This window comes from Streptomyces sp. NPDC060027 (assembly GCF_042737005.1).
Lineage (GTDB): Bacteria > Actinomycetota > Actinomycetes > Streptomycetales > Streptomycetaceae > Streptomyces.
In genome coordinates this window covers 1-20,333 of record NZ_JBHWVI010000025.1, presented here as the reverse complement: position 1 = coordinate 20,333, position 20,333 = coordinate 1, and the positions used below count along the sequence as shown (strand labels likewise).

Below are 20,333 nucleotides of genomic sequence, written 5' to 3'. Positions count from 1 at the left end.
AAGCGTGCGTCAGATTTCGGCCACGTGACCCGCCGGATCGGCCCGGGTCCGCAGCTGCGGGACCGCGAACTGGTGGCGCACGGCCGTGCGACAGGCGTCGTCAGGCGCCTGCCGCACGGCGAGTACGTCGAGGTGCACCGTCCGCTCGGCCCGGCCGAAACTCCACACGCTCACCGAGCGCGAGCGACGGACCCTCGCCACCGGCCCGTCAGACGACCGGGACCTCCAGACGGCTGATCCGCAGGCCGCCGTCGGAGGCGCCCGGGTGCCCGCTCGCCATGACGAGACGCAGGCGTGAGCCGCGTACCGCGTCGAAGGTGATCACGGTCGGCGTGTCCGACGTCGTGGCCCAGTCGACGGCGGTCCCCCGCACCGGCGCGTACCGCCTCCCGTCCCACACCGACACCTCGACCGAGGCCGGGCGGGTGTGGGTCGCGTCGACGGTGAAGGAGACCTCGACGCGGTCGACGCGGCGGGCGCGCGCCCAGGCGACCGAGACCCAGTCCTCGGGGCGGGCGCCGCCGAAGGCGGGCAGCAGTGCCGTCGCCGACTTGTAGAAGGCGTTGGACCATCCGGTGGCCACGCCACCGTCGAGCATCGCGGCCGGCAGGGTGTCCGTGCGGCCCGAATAACTGGCGTCCGCGTAGGGGTAGTTCGGGGCAGCCGGGTGGTCGGGCCCGAACGGCGTCACCGGGGTGGCCGCCCCGGACCCGGCGCGGGCGGCGCGCACGGTCGCGGAGCCCGCCCGCAGCCCCTTCGCCCGCGCGGTCACCTTCAGAGAGCCCGCCCTCGTCCCGGACCGGACGATGGCGAGTGCCTTGCCGTGGAAGGCGGTCCGGGTGCTCGCCTGATAGCGCTCGGCGCTCTCCTGGCGGCCGTTGTCGAGACCGGCGAGCGATCCGCCGTCGACGTCGAACGCGATGAGGTGTTCCGCGTCGGGCACGACGACACCATGGGCGTCGACCACTTCGGCGGTCACGAACACCAGGGAACGCCCGTCGGCCGCGAGCGAGGTGCGGTCCGGCGTCAGGCGTATCGCGTGCGGGACCCCGGCCGTGCGCAGGACGTCCGTCGCGACCGTCTTGCCGGCGCGCCGGGCCACGGCCTTCAACTCCCCCGGCGCATAGGGGACTTTCCAGGTGAGATGCAGTTTGCCCGCGCTGTCGTTCGGGCTCGTGTAACTCCCGGGATACGGGCCGCCGGTGAAGGTCTTGTCGTCGCCGGTCGCTTCCGTGGTCTCCAGATACGTACGCCCGTCGGTGGTCTTCTTGGTGTCGAACGTCCGCGTGCCGAGGGACTTCCCGTCGAGGAACAGCTCGACGGTGTCGACGTTCGCGTAGGCCCAGACCTCGACGGTGTCCCCCGCCGTGTGGTTCCAGCTCATGGGCAGCAGATGGACCATGGGCTCGCTCGTCCACTGACTCTTGAACAGGTGGTACATGTCCTTCGGGAAGCCGGCCGTGTCGACCGCCCCGAAGAAGGAGGCCTTCACCGGGAAGACGTCGTACGGCGTGGGCTCCCCTATGTAATCGATGCCCGACCACAGGAACTGGCCCGCGAACCATCTGCGGTCGCGGTCCTTCTTGTGTCCGTACTCGCCGCTCATCGTCCAGGAGGCGAGATTGTTGTCGTAGGAGGAGACCGCGCGCCTGCCCGGGGTGTGGTTCTCCCCGGTGTTGAGGTGTTCCGGCTCCTGGTACGCGGAGCGGGTCGAGGTCTCGGAGGACGACTCGGACTCGAAGAGGAACAGCCGGGGGTAGGCGGCGTGCAGGGCGTCCACCGACTTGGCGGTGTTGTAGTTCAGGCCGAGGCCGTCGAGCTTGGCGAGCATGAGGTCGGCCGCGGAGCCCTTGGCGGGAAGGCGGCGGTATTTGTCCGAGCCGATGACCAGCGGGCGGGTGTCGTCCGCGGCCCTGATGGCGCCGATGATCCGGTCGGCCATGGCGAGCCCGGCGGTGGAGGTGGAGTCGGGCACCTCGTTGCCTATGGACCAGAGCACCACGGCGGGCGAGTTGCGGGCCGCGAGGACCATCTCCGTGACGTCCTTCTCGGCCCACTCGTCGAAGAAGCGGCCGTAGTCGTAGGTCGTCTTGCCGGTCCGCCAGCAGTCGAAGGCCTCCACCATCATCACGATGCCCAGTTCCTCGCAGACCTGGACGATCTGCGGCGAGGGCGGGTTGTGGGAGGTGCGGAAGGCGTTGACGCCCATCGACTTCATGATGGTCATCTGGCGGCGTACGGCGTCGATGCTGATCGCCGCGCCGAGCGCGCCCTGGTCGTGGTGCAGGTCGACGCCCTTGATCTTGGCGTGGACGCCGTTGAGGTGGAAGCCCTCGTCCGGGTCGAAGCGGAACGTGCGGATGCCGAACGGCGTGCGGAAGGTGTCGACGACGGCGCCCCCGACGCGCAGTTCGGTCTCCAGCGTGTAGCGGTGCTCCGGGGTCGCGAAGTCCCACAACTTCGGCTTGTCGACGGTGAGTTCGTGGGTCTCCTCGGTCCGGTCGCCGACCGTGACCGTGCCGCTCGTGCGGGCGGCGGTCCGGCCGTCGGGGCCGATGACCGTCGAGATCACCCGCACCTCGGCCGGTGCACCGGACTCGTTGACGACGGTCGTACGGGCCCGGACGACCGCCCGCTCCCCGTCGACCTCCGGTGTCGTGACACGTGTCCCCCAGCGCGCTACATGGATCGCCTCCGTCACGACCAGCCGGGCCTCGCGGTAGATGCCGCTGCCCGAGTACCAGCGGCTGCTGGGGAGTTGGTTGCGGACCTGGACCGCGATGACGTTCGCGGTATCGCCGTCCGTGTGCAGCGAGCCGGGCAGATCGAAGGCGAAGCCGGTGTATCCGTAGGGGTGGCGGCCGACCTCCTCGCCGTTGCAGTACACGGAGGCGTCCATGTACACCCCGTCGAACTCCACGGAGATCCGCTTGCCCGCGAAGGCCGGCGGCAGGGTGAAGGAGGTGCGGTACCAGCCGAGGCCGCCGGGGAAGAACCCGGTGCCGCTGGTGGTGCCGTGCTCCGTGGTGGGCGTCTGCTCGATGCTCCAGTCGTGCGGCACCGCCACCGCCCGCCACGCCGAGTCGTCGTACTCGGGCCGCTCGGCCCCTGTGTAGGCACCGGTCGGGTCGGTGATGCCGCCCGCGTCGACCAGAGCGAAGCGCCAGCCGTCGCGCAGGGCGAGTGTGCGGCGTCCCGCGGCCTGCCCGGGCGCCGCCGGCCGGGCGTCGGCGACGCCGGAGAGCGCGCCGACGGCGGGTACGGCCGTTCCTGCGATCAATACCGATCTACGAGCGACCGTCACAGCGTCTCCCTCATCAGTTCCCATAAGCCATCACAACTGATCGTGAACAAACAGATTCTGACGGTGGGACAGGCGACGGAGTCAAGGGTCAGGCGGTCACTTCCGTCCCGCCGCTCGCATCGGCCGAAAATTCACCGTACGAATGGCTGTCCGGGGCGTCCGCGTTCGGCGGTGCGCGGGGCGCCCAGCCACTAGGCTGGAACCCGGATGACGCGCTTGTTCACGGTGAGTGTGCACAAGGGAAAGTGGCGACGATGAGCCCGGTCCACCCTCTCGACGAGGCCGCCACTGCACGGGCGGTCATCGACGAGAACGGCACCTTGATCCACTGGAGCGAGGGCGCCCACCGGCTCCTGGGGTTCGCGCCCGAGGAGGTCGAGGGCCGCCCGGCGTCGGGACTCCTCGCTCCCGAGGCCACCACCGCACCGCCGGGATCCACCGACCACCGCTGGGACGGGCTGCTCGCCCTGCGTCACCGCGACGGCCGTGTCCTGACCGTGTGGCTGCTCGCCCACCGCCTCGAACGGAGCGGCGACTGGCTCGTGGTCACCCCGCTGGACGCCCGGGAGCCCGGCGCCCCGGACTCCCGGGAGCTCCGCGCCCTCGACGCCCCGCTGGTCCGCGCGGTCCTCGCCCAGTCCCCGTGCGCCATGGCCGTCTACGACGAACGGCTGCGACTGTACGGCGTCAACGACGCGATGTCCGAGGTGATCGGCCTCCCGGAGGACCGGATCCGGGGCCTGCGGATCTCCGAGATCGGCGACCAGCGGGCCGGTGCGCAGCTGGAGCGCGAGATGACCGACGTCCTCGCCTCCGGCCGCGGGCGGGACGTGGAGACGTACACGCGCAGCGGCGGCACGGACCGGCCGCACCACTGGCTCGCGCGGATCGCGCCCCTGACCGACACCGACGGGCGGGTGCACGGCGTGTGTCTGGCCGCGCACGACTTCACCGAGCAGTACCGGGCCCGCGAGCGGCTCCAGCTGGTCAACGAGGCGAGCGTACGCATCGGCAGCACCCTGGACGTCACCCGGACGGCCGAGGAACTGGCCGACGTCTGCGTCCCCGCCCTCGCCGACTTCGTCAGTGTCGATCTGCTGGACCCCCCGGACAACGGCGGCGAGTACCGCGCCGAGCCGCCGACCGCCCCGATCACGCTCCGCCGCGCCGCCCACCGGTCGGTGAACGCGGGCAGCCCCGAAGCGGTCGTCGAACCCGGCGACGTCGACGTCTACCCCGCGTCCTCACCGCAGGCCGACTCCCTGATCGCCGGCCGGCCGCTCGTCGCGCCGAACGCGAACGGCACGCTGGAGGAATGGCTGAACTGGGACGAGGTCCGCGGCAAGCGCGTCCGCGAGTACGGCATCCACGCCACCATGTCGGTGCCCATCCGGGCCCGCGGCCGCACGCTCGGGGTGGCCGTCCTCAGCCGGTTCCGGCGGGCCGATCCCTTCACCGCCGACGACGTGCTGCTCGCCGAGGAGGTCACGGCCAGGGCCGCCGTCTGCATCGACAACGCCCGCCGCTTCTCCCGCGAGCGCCAGACCGCGCTCGCCCTGCAGCGCAGCCTGCTCCCCCAGTCCCTCCCCCGCACGGCGGCCCTGGAGGCGGCGTCGCGCTATCTGCCCGCGGCGCGCGCCGGGGTGGGCGGCGACTGGTTCGACGTGATCCCGCTGTCCGGGATGCGGGTCGCCATGGTCGTCGGCGATGTCATCGGCAACGGCATCCAGGCCTCGGCGACGATGGGCCGGCTGCGCACCGCCGTCCGTACGCTCGCCGACATCGACCTGGCCCCGGACGAGCTGCTCACCCACCTCGACGACCTCGTCGTCCGGCTGTCCGCCGAGGCCGGTTCCGAGGGCACCACCGGAGAGGTCGGCGCCACGTGCGTCTACGCGGTGTACGACCCGGTCTCCCGGCGCTGCACCCTCGCCCGGGCGGGCCATCCACCGCCCGTCGTCCTGCTGCCGGACGGCGTGTCCCGGGAGGTCGACGTGCCGCCCGGTCCCGCGCTCGGCCTCGGCGGGCTGCCCTTCGAGTCCGTCGAGCTCGACCTGCCCGAGGGCACGGTGCTCGCGCTGTACACCGACGGCCTGCTCGAAAGCCGTGAACGGGATCTCGACACCGGCCACCGGCTGCTGTGCCGGGCACTGGAGGAGTCGTCGCAGTCCCTCGAAGGAGCGGCGCACGCGATCCTCCAAGCGCTGCTTCCGGCGGGCGGGGCACCGGACGACGTGGCGCTGCTGCTCGCCCGTACCCATGGCCTCGCCGCCTCCGACGTGGCCACCTGGGACATCCCCGCAGACCCCGCTCTCGTCGCGCCGATCCGCAAGCAGGTCGCCGACCAGCTGGAGGTCTGGGAGCTGACCGGGGCCACCTTCACGGCCGAGCTCGTGGTGAGCGAACTCGTCACCAACGCCATCCGGTACGGCGAGTCACCGATTCGGCTGCGGCTCATCCACGACGACGAGACCCTGATCTGCGAGGTCTCGGACAGCAGCCACACCGCGCCGCATCTGCGGCGTGCGAAGACCTTCGACGAGGGCGGGCGCGGGCTGCTCCTCGTCGCCCAGCTCACCCAGCGCTGGGGCAGCCGGCACACGCCGGAGGGCAAGACGATCTGGGCGGAGCTGTCACTCGTCGGCGAGGAGTGAGCGCCGCTCCCGGCGCCTGACGGGCCGTTCAGGGGCGAGAGCCGGGCAACCCGCCGACGCGGGGTGCGTGCATCACAGGGGCGGCACGCAGAGCGCCTTCGCCGACGCCGGCGTGAGGCGCTCGGGAGCGAGCGCGGGGCAGGTCGGCGACGCGGCGTGAGGGGCCTGAGGGACGAGGGATGTCTCGTCTGATGTGATGGGAGCGCGTCGCCATCACCGCCCGGAGGACCGAACCCTGAACAGCCCGCTCGTCCAAGGAATCTCCGGCACGGCCGGCACCCCCCTCGCCGAAGCACTCTCCACCGGCCCCGGCGCCCATCTCGCCGCACCGCATCTCCCCGGCCCCGGCGCCCATCTCGCCGCACCGCATCTCCCCGGACTCGGCACCCATCTCGGCGCGCATCTCGCCGCGCCGTTCTCCGCCGCTCTGGGCGGTCCGTTCGCCGAGGCGCTGTCCGTCGTCCTGCTCGCGGCCGTCCTCGTGTGCGCGGTGGTGCGGCCGTTCGACTGGCCCGAGGCGGTCGTGGCCGTGCCCGCCGCGGGGTTGGTCCTGGCCACGGGGGCGATCTCCTGGGACCACGTCCGCGCGGAGGCCGCGCACCTGGGTCCGGTGATCGGCTTCCTGGCCGCGGTCCTCGTCCTGGCCAAGTACTGCGACGACGAGGGGCTCTTCCACGCCTGCGGCGCGTGGATGGCCCGCTGGGCCGCGGGGGAGCCCGGCCGCCTGCTGACGGCGGTCTTCGTCCTCGCCTCGGCGATCACGGCGGTGCTCAGCCTGGACGCCACCATCGTGCTGCTCACGCCGGTCGTGTTCGCGACGGCGGCGCGGATGGGGGCCCGCCCGAAACCGCATGTGTACGCCTGCACCCACCTGTCGAACACCGCCTCGCTCCTCCTGCCGGTCTCCAACCTCACCAACCTGCTCGCGTTCACCGCCAGCGGTCTGAGCTTCACCCGGTTCGCCGCGCTGATGGTGCTGCCCTGGCTGGTCGCGATCGGTGCCGAGTACCTGGTCTTCCGCCGCTTCTTCGCCCTCGACCTCGGGGCGGGCGCGCTCCCCCGTCGGACGGAGGAGGCCCCGGACGTACCGCTGTTCGCGCTGATCACCGTGGGCTGCACACTGGCGGGTTTCGTCGTCGCCTCGGCGGTCGGCATCGATCCGGCCTGGTCCGCGGCGGCGGGAGCACTCGTCCTGGCCACCCGCGCCCTCGTCCGCCGCCGCACCACCCCGCTCACCGTGGTGCGTGCCGCCGCGCCGTCCTTCCTCGCCTTCGTCCTCGCGCTCGGCATCGTGGTCCGCGCGGTGGTGGACAACGGTCTGGCCGACGCCCTCGGCCGGCTCCTGCCGGACGGCGGCTCGCTGCCCGCGCTGCTCGGCATCGCCGCGATCGCCGCCGTGTTGGCCAACCTGATCAACAACCTGCCCGCGGTCCTCGTCCTGCTGCCGCTGGCCGCCGACTCGGGTGCGGGCGCGGTGCTGGCCGTCCTGCTCGGCGTCAACATCGGGCCCAATCTGACGTACGCCGGTTCCCTGGCGACGCTGCTGTGGCGGCGTATCGTGCATCAGCACGAACACGGCGTCGACCTCAAGGAGTTCACCCGGCTGGGCCTGATCGCCGTGCCCGCGGCGCTGGTCCCCGCCGTACTGGCGCTGTGGGTCTCGCTCCACGTCATCGGAGGCTGATGGGTATGCGGGTGGTCGTCTGGCTGGTCGAGGGAACATGGCCGGCGTGCGTGGACGCCGTACACACGCACGCTCCCGGTGCGACGGACGTGGTGCTGCTCCATGTCGCGGACCCCGGGGTGCCGGGTCTCGCGCACGGCGCCTTCGCCGGTCTCCTCGGCCGTGGACGCTCCGAGCCCGACCCGGGCGACCTCCTGGAATCCCTCGGTACGACCTCGGGCGCGGAGCTCCTCGACACGGCGGCCGCGCGGCTGGGCGGCCCGGCGACGCGGCTGGAGCGTGCCGGCCGGGTCGAGCGGGAGGTGGTCGCCGCGGCCGAGGGGGCCGATCTGCTCGTGCTGGCCCGCGACGGCGACCGCAGCCGACTCGGCCCGCACAGTCTGGGACCGGCCGGGCGTTTCGTCGTGGACCACGCGCCCTGCCCGGTGCTGCTCGTCTGGCCCGAGCCGGCACCGGGCGTCACGACGTTGCCGCCGCCTCCCCCGCATCCGCCGCGTCACTGAAGTGGCGAATCCCCCAGCGGGGTACCGGCCTGGCGTGAGGCATGAGGGACACGGTGGCCGGTCCGCGCCGAGGACGGACTACTCCGGCAGGTCGGCCAGCGCGTCCCGGAGTTGGCCCCGGGAGGTGATGCCGAGTTTGGGGAAGATCCGGTACAGGTGGAAGCCGACCGTGCGCGGGGAGAGGAAGATGCGTTCCCCTATCTCCCGGTTGGTGAGTCCGGCCGCGGCGAGACGGGCGATCTGCACCTGCTGCGCGGTCAGTTCTGCGAGGGCGTCGAGGGAGGTCTGGGGTGCGGTGCCGGGGGTGACGCCGGCGGCCCGGAGTTCCGCGCGGGCCCGTTCGGTCCAGGGGTGGGCGCCGAGCCGCTCGAAGACGTGCAGCGCGGCGCCGAGCAGCGGGCGGGCGGCCACGGCACGCCGGCGGCGGCGCAGCCACTCGGCGTAGTCGAGGCGGACCTGGGCCCGTTCGAAGGGCCACTGGTCCCCCGCCGGATCGGCCAGGGCGCGCTCGAAGTGCCGCTCGGCGTCGTCCGGTTCGGCCAGCAGGGCGGCGGCCCGGTGCACGATCGCGTCGAGCCGCGGCGACATCTCGCCGCGCGCGAGGCGGCGGCGGGCCGCGTCGAGGACGCTCCGCGCGTCCTCGGTCCGTCCGGTGCGGACGGCGGCCGCGGCGAGGTCGGCGAGGTAGTAGTCCGAGGCGTGGAAGTGCAGGGGTGCGGGCTCCGGCTCCTGGGTGTAGACGGCCCGGAAGCGGTCGTAGGCCGCCGTGTGGTCGCCGTCCGCGAGAGCTGCCGCGCCGAGCGCGTAGTGGGCGCGCACCTGGAGGCTGCGGCAGTGCGGCAGGTCGATGCCGTGGACGGCGCGCTGCACGGCCGTTCGGGCCGCCTCGGTCTCCCCTCGTAGAGCGAGCAGGGTCGCGCGCAGCAGCGGCGAGCCGGCGGCGACGTTCTCCAGGCCCGCTTCGGCGGCCGTCCGGTAGGCCTCGTCGAGGGCGCCGCGGCACTCCGCCCAGGCGCCGCTCTCGTAGAGGGCCAGCGCGAGCGCCTGGGCGACGGTGGCGTTGGCACCGGCGGTCGGGGAGCGCCGCAGATGCTCCAGGGCGGCGCCGAGCAGGCGGACCGCCTCGGCGGTCTCGTCCAGCACCCAGGCGGCTCCTCCGGTGACGACCAGGCGGGAGAGCGGGAGGTCGGCCCCGGCCGCGGTCGGAGACCGCGGGTCGCTCCGGACGTCCGCGAGCAGGTCGAGGGCCCGCCTGCGGTGTCGTACGGGATCGCAGGCCGCGAGAGCCCACATGCGGCCCGCCTCGTCCTCCTGGGGCGGTACGCGTTCGACGAGGGCGAGGATCTTCTCCCGGTGTTCCGGAGCGCCCGAGTTGTACGCGGGCGTGGCGGCGGTGCCGAGGGCGTCGAGGGCGAGGACGGGGTTCGTGTCGACGGCGGCTTCGGCGACGGGCAGCAGGAAGCCGAGCGAGCCCGCGAACTGGGTGGTCACGGCGAGCGCCCAGCCGGCGCGCAGGGCCGCTTCGGCGAGCAGGGCCGGGTCGTCGGTGATGGTGGCGACGCGGGCGCTGATCTCGCCGACCCAGCGGGGGTGTCCGGCGTACATCGCCATGGTCGCGGCGCGTACCAGGCGCCGGGCGCGGACGGCGGGGTCGGGGCTGAGCCGGGCGGCGCGTTCGAGGGCCGTGGCCGCGGCCGCGTATCCGCCGCGGCGCTGGGCGCGGGCCGCGCTGTCCTCCAGGCCTCGGGCGGCCTGCTCGTCGACTCCGGAGACGGCGGCCGCGTGGTGCCAGGCGCGGCGGTCGGGGTCGGCGACGAGGACGTCGGCGAGCGCCCGGTGGGCCGTCCGGCGTTCGGCGTAGCCCGCGGCCTGGTAGACGGCCGAGCGGATCAGCGGGTGGCGGAAGCGGATGTGGTCGTCGTCGATGCGGACGAGTCCGGCGCGCTCGGCGGGGAGCCAGTCGTCGGGGGTCGCCGTGTCACCGGCGGCGGAGAGGATGACGGCGAGTTCGGCGCTCTCCGCGGCTGCCGCGAGGAGCAGCAACTGCCTTGTCTCCTTGGGCAGTTCGGGGAGGTCGGCGGCGAAGATGGCTTCCAGCCGTTCGGTGAGGGGCAGGGTGCCGTCCTCGGCGGTCGCGGGGTCGCGTCCGGCGGCGCGGGTGAGTTCGACGAGTGCCAGGGGGACACCCGCGGCCTGTTCGAGGACGTGCGAGCGGGCCCGCCCCGCGGGCGGTCGCGGCTGGTGGTCGAGGAGGAGCGCGGCGGACGCCCGATCGAGTGGCTCGACCGTCAACTGCCGTATCTCCCGGGCGAACTGGGAAGGTACGTCGGAGTCGCGGGCCGCCAGGACCAGGGTGACCGGCTCGCCTTCCAGCCGCCGGGCCACGAAGGCGAGGACGTCGAGCGTGCCCAGGTCCATCCAGTGCGCGTCGTCGACGACCAGCAGGACGGGGCCCCGTTCGGCCGCGTCGGAGAGCAGCGTCAGGGCGCCGAGCGCGGTCAGCATCGGGTCGGACGCCGGCTCGGTGCCGTCGTCGAGTCCGAACACGCCGAGCAGCGCGGTACGTTGGCGCGGGGGAAGGCCGTCGGACAGGTCCAGGACGGGACGCAGGAGTTGGTGCAGTCCGGCGAACGCCAGCTCGGACTCCCCTTCGCTGCCCCGGCAGCGCAGCACCCGTACGCCGGCCCGCCGCGCGGTGCGGGCGGTGGCGTCCAGCAGCACGCTCTTGCCCGCGCCGGGGCCGCCCGTCACCACCAGCGACTCCGAGCCGCCCGCCGCGAGCTCGTCCACCAGGCGGGACAGCAGGGTCATCTCCCGGTCACGGCCGACGATCCACTCGTCTCCGGCCGGCGTCATGCGGCGGGCCCGGGGATCGCCGTGGAGGTGAAGGCGAGGACGGCGTCGGCGACGGCCTTCGGGTTCTCCAGGAGCATCGCGTGGGTTCCGTCGATCTCCGCGATCGTCACATCGGGCCGCTCCTCGGCCAGTCGGGCCAGGTCCCGGGCGAGTCCTCGCGCGTAGGCGGCCATCAGCGCGTCGAACCACTCCATCCCGTGGATCGCCGGGCCGGGCCGCAGCGCGCGCCCGATGAGCTGGGGAACGGGCGTGCCGCGGAACAGGGCGAAGAGGTCGAGCGAGTCGATCGCGGCGAGCATCTCCCGCGCGTGTTCCCGCTCCGGTCCGACGTCGAGCGTTCCGTCGGGCCGCTCCCGCAGCGACCGCACGGCGCCGGCCTCCAGCAGCTCGTAGGGGATGCCCAGTCGGGCGGACGTGGTGCGCTGCTGGGCGAGCAGCTCCCGCAATCCGTCGGCGGGGAGCGGGAGGCCGAACCGGGAGTGCGCCAACTTCCTGACCTGGAGCAGGCGTTCCTCGACGTCGGCGGGAGCGAGTCCCACGTACTGGTCGGGGCGGCCCCATCCGTACCCGTCGAGGTTCACCGCCCCGGGCGTGACGTCCGGGTGCCGCGACGCGTGGAGCACGGCGAGCATCCCGCCGAGGGAGTGGCCGACGGGCAGTGCGTGGGGGATGTCGTAGTGCTCCAGCACCCGTTCGAGGTCGGCGAGCACCTCCGGGAGGCTCCAGGTGCCCGCGGGTGAGCGGCCGTGTCCGCGCAGGTCGACGGCGAGCACCCGGTGCCGGGGGACGAGCAGCGGGGCGACGGCGGCCCAGTCGGCGAGTGTGCGACCCGCTCCGTGGAGGAGAAGCAGGGGTGGGCCGTCGCCCCCGTGATCGTGTACGGCCAGTGCGATGCGCTCTCCGGTCATGCTCTGACGATAAAGCGTCAGGTCAGGGCTCCATGGCCGTGCCCGGCCTCCCGACGGGCGCCCGGCCGGAATCGGGGCACTTCCCCGGCGGCGGCATCCGTCGTGCGGCCGGCCCGCGCTCCGGCCGGCGGGGCGGGGGCCCGAGTGTGCCCCGTGGCCGGGGCAGGCACTTGACGAAGTCGGGCATGCACGATTTGATCCTGGCGTGCCGTGGTGCGACCCGGCACGCAGAGGTACGCCCAGCCGGTAGCGGACTCGGTTCAAGTCCGGCCAAAGTCGCCAGGATCGCGGGCAGCGTCCGAGGCGGGGACGTACTCGCGATTGATGGAGCGGACATGCCCCCCGTCAAACGTGTTCTCCGCGCCGGAGTTCTGGGTACGGCCACGGCCCTGGCCGGTCTTCTGACGCTCGCGGGCTGCGACTCGGGGAACGACACGAGCGCATCACCGAAGAGCCCGAGCAGGACGTCCGGGACCCCGGCCGCCTCTCAGGCGCCCTCCGGGACCCCGGCCGAGCCCTCGGCGCCGGTCGCGACGACAGCCGGATCGCCGAAACCGAAACACCGCCCCGACCGGACGGCGAAGGTGAAACTCCCCCCGCTCCACGCGGGATTCGACTACCAGATCGGCGGCGCCTATCCGCCGGCCGCCGGTGTCCGCATCGTCAGCCGCGACCGCTCGTCGTCCCCCGCGCCGGGCCTGTACAACATCTGCTACGTCAACGCCTTCCAGGCGCAGCCGGAGGAACGCGGGCAGTGGCCCGCCGACCTGCTGCTGCGGGACGCGCACGGCAAGGTCGTCGTCGACGAGGACTGGAACGAGGCGCTGCTCGACATCCGCACGCCGGCCAAGCGCGAGCGGGTGGCCGCGCGCGTGGACCGGTGGATCGACGACTGCGCCCGGAAGGGATTCGACGCGGTCGAGCCGGACAACCTCGACAGCTACACCCGCTCCCGGAAGCTGCTGACCGCGGACGACGCCACCGCGTTCATCCGCCTGCTGTCGGAGCACGCGCACACCCGGCAGCTGGCGATCGGGCAGAAGAACACCGTCGAACTGGCGGGGCTCAGGTCGCGGACCGGGCTCGACTTCGCGGTGGCGGAGGAGTGCGGCGAGTACGACGAGTGCGGGGAGTACGCGAAGGCGTTCCACGACCGGGTGGTCGTCGTCGAGTACACCGACAGGGGTCTGCGCAAGGCCCGTTCGGCCTTCGGCGACCGGCTGAGCATCGTGCGCCGGGACGTGCTGGTCTCGACGCCCGGCGGCGCCGACTACGTCCGCAAGACTCGCTGACGGGGGCCGGGATGACACGCGCGATCGCGCGGCGCCGGCTGCTCCTGGGCGCGGCGGCCGCCGGGGCACTCGCCGGCTGCGCCGGCCCCTCGGACGGCGTCGGCGCCGACGGCAGGGTGACCGTCGAGCTGTGGCACGGCCAGAACGACACGGCCAGGAAGGCCGTGGAGGCGCTGGTCGCCGAGTTCAACCGCACGCATCCACGCGTCCACGTGGACAGTTCGGGCGGCGGGGTGCTGGCCGACGCGATGCTCCAGAAGGTGACGGCCGCGCTCGCCGCCGGCTCCTACCCCGACATCGCCTACGTCTTCGGCTCGGACCTGGCCAGCGTCGCCCGCAGCCCCCGGGTCGTCGATCTGACCTCCGCGCTCCACACGGGCTCCCCGCCGTGGAACTCCTTCTGGGCGCCGGTACGGGACGCGGTCACCGTCAACGGCAAGGTGCGCGCCGCCCCGGCGGTGCTCGACTCGCTGGCCGTCGTCTACAACAAGAAGCTGTTCCGGCAGGCCGGGGTCCCCTTCCCGGAGCCGGGCTGGAGCTGGGACGAGTTCGCCGACACCGCGCGGCGGCTGACCGACTCCGGGCGCGGCGTGTTCGGCACCGGCTGGCCGGGCACGGGCGACGAGGACACCGTCTGGCGGCTGTGGCCGATGATCTGGGACCTCGGCGGCGACGTGGTCGCCGCCGACGGCAAGGGCATCGGCTTCGCCGAACAGGGCACCGAGGCCCTGGGGACCCTCGCCCGGCTGGCCCACGACCAGAGCGTGTACGTGGACCCGAAGCCGGGCGGCGAGCAGATGTACCAGGTCTTCCTGGGCGGCCGGATGGCCATGGTGGCGACCGGACCCTGGCAGCTTCCGGACATCATCACCGCGAAGGTCGACTACGACGTCGTCCCCCTGCCGACCTACAACGGCAGACCGGTCACCATCTCCGGGCCGGACACCTGGACCGTGTTCGACAACGGCGAGACGCGCTCCCGGGCCGCCGTCGAGTTCGTCCGCTGGATGAGCCGGCCGGCGCAGGACGCGCGCTGGGGCATCTCCGCCGGCAGCCTCCCGCTCAGCTCGGGCACCGCCCGGCGGCCGGAGTGGCGCGCCCACTCCGCGACGACCAAGGGTCTCGACGTGTTCACCGACGCACTGGAATCCGCCCGGGTCCGGCCGGTGCACCCGGCCTACCCGCAGATCTCCCAGGCTCTCGGCGAGGCGATCGTCTCGGTCCTGCTCGGCAAGGACTCCCCCGCCCACGCCATCCGCCGGTGCGCCGACAGGGCCGACGCGGCCCTGCTCATCCCCCGGTGACCTCGACTTCCGACGTTCCCAGCTGACTTCCAGGTGAAGGAGGCCGTCATGTCCACTCTTCCCCGCGCCCTCACGCTCGCACCGGGCGCCGCGGTGAGCCCGGCCGCCGCACGGCGCGCCGCCCGCCGCCGGGCCCGGCGCGAGACGGCCACCGCCTGGGGGTTCATCAGCCCGGCGGTCGTCGTGATCCTGGGTCTGAGCATCGTGCCCGTCATCTGGTCGCTGCTGCTCTCCTTCCGGGCCGACGATCTGGTCACCCCCGGCCGCTGGGTCGGCCTCGACAACTACCGGGCGCTGATCCAGGACCCCGACTTCCATACGGCCGTGGGAAATACGCTGCTGTACACCGCCCTGTACGTGCCGCTCAGCCTGCTCGGCGGGCTGGCGCTCGCCCTGGCGCTGAACCGCCGTATCCCCCTCATCGGCCTCTACCGCACGCTCGTCTTCGTTCCGTTCGTGGTGTCGGCGACCGCGCAGGGCGTGCTGTTCTCGTTCATCCTCGATCCGGAATTCGGCGCCGCGAACTCCCTGCTGCACAAGATCGGCCTGTACCCTCAGGGCTTTCTGACCGACCCGGACCAGGCGATCTACCTGCTGGTGCTGATCTCGCTGTGGAGCGGCGTCGGCTTCTGTGTGGTCGTCTATCTGGCCGCGCTCCAGGACGTCCCGCCCGAACTCGTGGAATCCGCGCGGATCGACGGGGCGGGGCGCTGGCGGGTGCTGCGCCACATCACCCTGCCGACGCTCACCCCGGTCACCGTGTTCCTGCTGCTGTGGCAGCTGATCACGGCGCTCCAGGTCTTCGACCTGATCTATGTGACGACGAAGGGCGGGCCCCTCGGCTCGACCGGCGTGGTCGTCTACTTCGTCTGGCAGCAGGCGTTCCAGATGTTCACGGCCGGCTACGGGGCCGCGGCGGCGTACGTCCTGGCGGTCGCGCTGCTGGTGGCGAGCGGAGCGCTGCACCTCGTACGGCGCCGGCAGGCTCGTACGGAAGGAGCGGTCCGATGAGTTCACCCACCGCCTCCCGGAGGTTGAGCGCCTGGCACCTGTTGCTGGCGCCGCTCACGCTGTGCTTCGCGCTGCCGCTGGTGTGGCTGGTGCTCAGCTCGGTGATGTCCAACGCGGAGATCAACCGGTTCCCGCCCGCGCTGTGGCCGAAGGGCATCGACCTGGGCGGCTACCGCTATGTGCTCGGGAACGCGATGTTCCCCCGCTGGTTCGCCAATTCACTGATCGTCGCGTCGGCGGCCGTCCTGTCGAATCTGCTGCTCGGGGCCCTGGGCGGCTATGCCTTCGCGCGGATGCGGTTCGCCGGATCGCGGGCGCTGCTCGGGCTGATGCTGGCGACGATGGTGATCCCCTTCCAGCTCACGATGATCCCGACGTTCCTGGTGATGAAGGAGCTGGGGCTCATCGACTCGCTCGGCGCGCTGATCGTGCCCTCGCTCGTCACCCCGTTCGCGGTCTTCCTGTTCCGGCAGTTCTTCCTCGCCCTGCCCCGGGAGATGGAGGAGGCCGCCTGGATCGACGGGTGTTCGCGGCTGCGGGTGCTGTTCTCGATCGTGCTGCCGCTGGCCAGGCCCGCGCTGGCCACGGTCGCGGTGCTGACGTTCCTGAGCACCTGGAACGATCTGTCCTGGCCGCTCATCGCGATCAACCACGACACCCAGTACACGCTGCAACTCGGTCTGACGACGTTCCAGGGACAGCACCACACGCGGTGGTCGGCGGTGATGGCGGGCAATGTGATCACCGTGCTGCCCGTCCTGATCGCGTTCCTGCTCGCGCAGAAGACCTTTGTCCAGTCGCTCACTTCGAGCGGGCTGAAGGGCTAGGCGGGCATGAATTCGTTCGATCTCCTGGTCGTCGGCGACGCCAATCCGGATGTCGTGGTCGGTCCGCTGCGCGGCCCCCTTGTCTTCGGGCAGCGCGAACAGCTCGTCGAGCACGCCGGGTTGGTGCTGGGCGGCTCCGCGGCGATCATGGCGTGCGGCGCGGCGCGGCTCGGACTGCGGGTCGCGTTCGCGGGCCGGGTCGGTGACGATCCCGCGGGCGCCTTCGTGCGCGAGGCGCTCGCCGGACGCGGCGTCGACATCGGCTTCCTGGTCACGGACCCGGACCTGCCGACACCGCTCACGACCGTCGTCACGGCCGGGGACGGGGACCGGGCCATCCTCACCGCGCCGGGCTGTCTCGCGGCGACCGGTCCCGAGGACGTGCCGCGGGACCTGATCGCGGCCTCCCGGCACGTGCACGCGGCATCGTTCTTCCTGATGCCCCGTCTGGCGCGGTCACTGGCCGAGGTGTTCGCCGTGGCCCGGGAGACGGGCGCGACGACGTCCCTCGACACCAACGACGACCCCGCAGGCCGTTGGGACCGCCACCTCCTGGACCCGGTACTGGAGTTCATCGACTTCCTGCTGCCCAACGCGGCGGAGGCACGCGCCCTGTCCGGGGAGACCGAACTGGTCCCGGCCGCCGTGCTCCTGGCCGGCCGGGGACCGACGGTCGTCGTCAAGGACGGCGCGAACGGAAGCCTCGCGTGCGCGGGGACACGGCTGTCGCGCGTACCGGCCGTGCCGGTCGACCCCGTGGACTCTGTCGGCGCGGGCGACAGCTTCGACGCCGGATTCGTCGCCGCGACCCTGCGGGGCCTTGACCTGCGCTCCGCGCTCACGGTGGCCACCGCCTGCGGTTCGCTGTCGACCCGGGCGCACGGCGGGACGGCGGCACAGCCCACCTGGGACGAGGCCCGCACCGCGACCGCCCACCGGTCCGCGTCACCCCGGTCCACCTCCTCGGGCCCCTTCGACCACGCGAGCCACTCGGGCACCACCCCTCGAACCGCGGACGCCCCGGGCGCCGGCCCGCACCGCGCGAAGGCCCCGAACACCGCCGAAGGCCAGGGCACTTCAGAGACCCCCCGCACTTCCGACACCTGGAGCCGTTCTTGACTTCTCCCCCGCCTAAAGGCGAGGGATTCCAACGGTCGCTCGCTGGGTTTCCTGCTTCACCGACGACTGCCCCGTCCGGGAGGACTCCCGTTGAGGTCTTACACCGTCTCCACAGGCAGACACGGCCAGCCCGGCCGCGAGAATGTTCTTCGCCGCGTTCACGTCGCGGTCATGCGTCACGCCACAGTCGCACGTCCACTCACGCACGTTCAGCGGCAACTCGCCGCGGACCGACCCGCACGCCCCACACAGCTTGCTGGATGGGAACCAGCGGTCGATCACGACAAGTTCGCGCCCGTACCAGGCGCACTTGTACTCCAGCATCATGCGGAGATCCGTCCAAGCCGCGTCGGCGATGGCGCGTGCGAGTCTGCCGTTCTTCAGCAGGTTGCGGACGGCGAGGTCCTCGATCACGACCGTTTGGTTCTCACGGACGAGTCGAGTCGACAGCTGGTGCAGGAAGTCACGGCGCCGGTCGGCGATCCGGGCATGCACTCTGGCGACCTTGCGGCGAGCCTTCTCCCGGTTGGCGGATCCCTTCGCCTTGCGCGACAGCTCCCGCTGAGCCTTCGCGAGACGAGCGCGGTCGCGACGCTCGTACCGGGGATTGGCGATCCTCTCCCCGGTGGACAACGCCACCAGCGACGTGACCCCGACGTCCAGACCGACCGCCGTGTTCATAGCAGGGGCCGGGACGGCGATGGTGTCCTCACAGAGCAGAGACACGAACCAGCGGCCCGCGCTGTCGCGGGACACAGTCACCGTGGTCGGCTCCGCGCCCTCGGGCAGGGGACGCGACCAGCGGATGTCCATAGGCTCGGCCATCTTGGCCAGCGTCAGCCTCCCGTCGCGCCACCTGAAGGCGCTGCGGGTGTACTCGGCCGAAGCCCGCGACCTCTTCCGAGACTTGTAGCGCGGATACCTGGCCCGCTTGGCGAAGAAGTTCCCGAACGCCGAATGCAGATGGCGCAGCGCCTGCTGGAGCGGGACAGAGGACACCTCGGCCAGGAAAGCGAGTTCCTCGGTCTTCTTCCATTCCGTCAGTGCGGCGGACGACTGCACGTAGGACATGCGGCGCTGCTCGCCGTACCAGGCCCGCGTGCGCTCCTCCAGCGCCTTGTTGTAGACGAAGCGGACGCAGCCGAACGTGCGGGACAGCTCAGCCGCCTGCTCACCCGTGGGGTAAAAGCGGTACTTGAACGCCCGCTTGACCTGCCGCGTCATGCCTCACACTTTATCGGCTTCCGTGTTAGCAGAGGATGCCGACCAGTAGTCGGCGAACGCCGAATCGCCCTGACGGCGATTCCGGCTTTCCCTGTCCTGCTCCGGAGGAGTCCGTTCCCTCGCCGGCCTGAAGGCCGGAGTATCCATGGAGGTAATCCGATGAACGACGTCACCACCCCGAAGATCGCCTTCATCGGAGCCGGGAGTGTGGTGTTCACCCAGGGACTGCTGGCCGACCTGTTCACGTTTCCCGAACTCGCCCACGCCCGGATCGCGTTGCACGACATCGACCCGGAGCGGCTCGCCACGGCGGAGGGCGCCGCCCGGTACATCGCCGGCGTGCGCGGCGCCAAGCCCACGATCACCTCGCATGCCGACCGGCGCGCGGCCCTGGAGGACGCCGACTTCGTCATCAACATCATCCAGGTCGGCATGGACGGGGCGACCCGCACCGACTTCGCCATCCCCGCCCGCTACGGACTGCGCCAGACCATCGGCGACACGCTCGGCATCGGCGGCATCTTCCGCGCTCTGCGCACCTTCCCCGTGCTCCGCGCGCTCGCCTCCGACATGGCCGAACTCTGCCCGGACGCCCTGCTGTTGAACTACACCAACCCCATGGCGATGAACGTCCTCTACCTCAGCCGCCTCGCCCCGGCCCTGCGCGTCACCGGCCTGTGCCACTCGGTGTACTGGACGATGCACGACCTCGCCCACCTGATCGGCGTCCCCTTCGAGGAGGTCACCCATCTGGCCGCCGGGGTCAACCACCAGGCGTGGGTGCTGCGTTTCGAGCGCGCGGGCCAGGACCTCTACCCGCTCCTGGACGAGGCCATCGCCAAGGACCCGGGACTGCTGCGCCGGGTCCGGGTGGACATGTACCGCCGCCTCGGCCACTACCCCACCGAGACCAGCGAGCACTCATCGGAGTACGTGCCGTGGTACCTCCACCACGACAGCGAGATCGAGCGGCTCAGGCTGCCGGTCGGCGCCTATCTGGAGATCATCGAGGAGAACGCGGCGAGCTACCGGCGCACCCGCGACGCCCTCGCCTCGGGGGAACCCCTCCCCGTCGAGGGCACGCTGGAGTACGCCCCGCAGATCATCCACAGCACGCTCACCGGCACCCCGCGCACGATCTACGGCAATGTGCCCAATCGCGGCCTGATCGACAACCTCCCGGCGGACTGTGTCGTCGAAGTCCCCTGCCTGACGGACGCGTTGGGGGTGCAGCCGACCCGCGTCGGCGCGCTGCCGCCGCAGTGCGCGGCGCTGAACAGCGCGTACGTCGCCGTCAACGACCTGGTGGTCCGCGCCGCCACCGACAACGAGCCGCGTCACATCCGGCACGCCGCGATGGCCGACCCCGCGACGGCCGCCGCCCTCCCCGTCGAGCGCATCTGGGACCTGTGCGACGACCTCGTACGGGCCCACGGCGACCTGCTGCAGCCCGAACTGAGGGCGCAGTTGGGCCATTGAGTCCGAGGCCGGGACCGGAGGCCGGGAGGGGCCGGGGGCCGGGAGGGGCCGGGGGCCGGGGCCCCACCGAGTCGCGGATTCCCGGCGACGGGCCGCAGCGCCCCTCGCCCGGTCGGCCCCGCCCTCGGCCCACGGCCGGGCACCGGCACCCGGCCCTCCGGCACCACC

General features: G+C 72.3%; 12 protein-coding genes and 2 pseudogenes. 10 read left to right on the top strand and 4 right to left on the bottom strand.

All coding sequences use genetic code 11. The features are described from left to right. Window positions 1-24: 24 nt before the first annotated feature. Window positions 25-298: pseudogene (locus tag ACFWBT_RS09250) on the top strand (hypothetical protein); the annotation flags it as partial. Here ACFWBT_RS09250 and ACFWBT_RS09245 read toward each other — a convergent pair. After that, a complete protein-coding gene (locus tag ACFWBT_RS09245) occupies window positions 209-3,304 on the bottom strand; it encodes a glycoside hydrolase family 2 TIM barrel-domain containing protein (RefSeq protein ID WP_385697613.1) in 3,096 nt (1,031 codons plus the stop codon). The pseudogene ACFWBT_RS09250 and the gene ACFWBT_RS09245 overlap by 90 nt on opposite strands. A gap of 254 nt (window positions 3,305-3,558) precedes the next feature. Between ACFWBT_RS09245 and ACFWBT_RS09240 the strand changes: the two genes are divergently transcribed. The 3 genes from ACFWBT_RS09240 (at window position 3,559) to ACFWBT_RS09230 (ending at window position 8,145) form a co-directional block, all read left to right on the top strand. Continuing rightward, window positions 3,559-5,958 carry a SpoIIE family protein phosphatase gene (locus ACFWBT_RS09240; protein ID WP_385697612.1) on the top strand — a complete coding sequence of 800 codons (2,400 nt, stop codon included), beginning with the start codon at window positions 3,559-3,561 and terminating at the stop codon, window positions 5,956-5,958. Between the two features lie 427 nt (window positions 5,959-6,385). Then, a complete protein-coding gene (locus tag ACFWBT_RS09235; RefSeq protein WP_385697665.1) occupies window positions 6,386-7,642 on the top strand; it encodes an arsenic transporter in 1,257 nt (418 codons plus the stop codon). 5 nt (window positions 7,643-7,647) lie between these two features. Further along, complete coding sequence (locus ACFWBT_RS09230; protein ID WP_385697611.1) at window positions 7,648-8,145, top strand: universal stress protein; 498 nt, start codon at window positions 7,648-7,650, stop codon at window positions 8,143-8,145. 78 nt (window positions 8,146-8,223) lie between these two features. On the opposite strand, the gene ACFWBT_RS09225 is transcribed toward ACFWBT_RS09230, so the two are convergent. After that, window positions 8,224-11,001, bottom strand: coding sequence for an AAA family ATPase (locus ACFWBT_RS09225; protein WP_385697609.1), 2,778 nt, complete (start codon window positions 10,999-11,001; stop codon window positions 8,224-8,226). After that, entirely contained in the window at window positions 10,998-11,909 is a 912-nt protein-coding gene (locus ACFWBT_RS09220; protein ID WP_385697608.1) for an alpha/beta fold hydrolase, read from the bottom strand. The genes ACFWBT_RS09225 and ACFWBT_RS09220 overlap by 4 nt, the downstream gene beginning before the upstream one ends. Window positions 11,910-12,244: 335 nt before the next feature. Between ACFWBT_RS09220 and ACFWBT_RS09215 the strand changes: the two genes are divergently transcribed. From ACFWBT_RS09215 to ACFWBT_RS09195, 5 genes and pseudogenes are all read left to right on the top strand, one after another. Next, window positions 12,245-13,201, top strand: coding sequence for an endo alpha-1,4 polygalactosaminidase (locus ACFWBT_RS09215; RefSeq protein ID WP_385697607.1), 957 nt, complete (start codon window positions 12,245-12,247; stop codon window positions 13,199-13,201). An 11-nt stretch (window positions 13,202-13,212) separates the two neighbouring features. Beyond that, a complete protein-coding gene (locus tag ACFWBT_RS09210; RefSeq protein ID WP_385697606.1) occupies window positions 13,213-14,505 on the top strand; it encodes an ABC transporter substrate-binding protein in 1,293 nt (430 codons plus the stop codon). Window positions 14,506-14,553: 48 nt separating this feature from the next. Next, window positions 14,554-15,516, top strand: coding sequence for a carbohydrate ABC transporter permease (locus tag ACFWBT_RS09205; RefSeq protein WP_385697605.1), 963 nt, complete (start codon window positions 14,554-14,556; stop codon window positions 15,514-15,516). Beyond that, window positions 15,513-16,343 (top strand): carbohydrate ABC transporter permease, encoded by an 831-nt coding sequence (locus ACFWBT_RS09200; protein WP_266764355.1) that lies wholly within the window; start codon window positions 15,513-15,515, stop codon window positions 16,341-16,343. Before ACFWBT_RS09205 ends, ACFWBT_RS09200 begins: the two co-directional genes overlap by 4 nt. A gap of 6 nt (window positions 16,344-16,349) precedes the next feature. Beyond that, window positions 16,350-17,270: pseudogene (locus ACFWBT_RS09195) on the top strand (carbohydrate kinase family protein); the annotation flags it as partial. A 204-nt stretch (window positions 17,271-17,474) separates the two neighbouring features. Here ACFWBT_RS09195 and ACFWBT_RS09190 read toward each other — a convergent pair. Next, a complete protein-coding gene (locus tag ACFWBT_RS09190; protein ID WP_385697603.1) occupies window positions 17,475-18,686 on the bottom strand; it encodes an RNA-guided endonuclease InsQ/TnpB family protein in 1,212 nt (403 codons plus the stop codon). Between the two features lie 159 nt (window positions 18,687-18,845). On the opposite strand from ACFWBT_RS09190, the gene ACFWBT_RS09185 reads away from it, so the two are divergent. Next, the gene (locus ACFWBT_RS09185) at window positions 18,846-20,165 is read left to right on the top strand and encodes an alpha-glucosidase/alpha-galactosidase (protein WP_385697602.1); all 1,320 of its coding nucleotides are present in this window, start codon (window positions 18,846-18,848) and stop codon (window positions 20,163-20,165) included. Window positions 20,166-20,333: the final 168 nt, after the last annotated feature.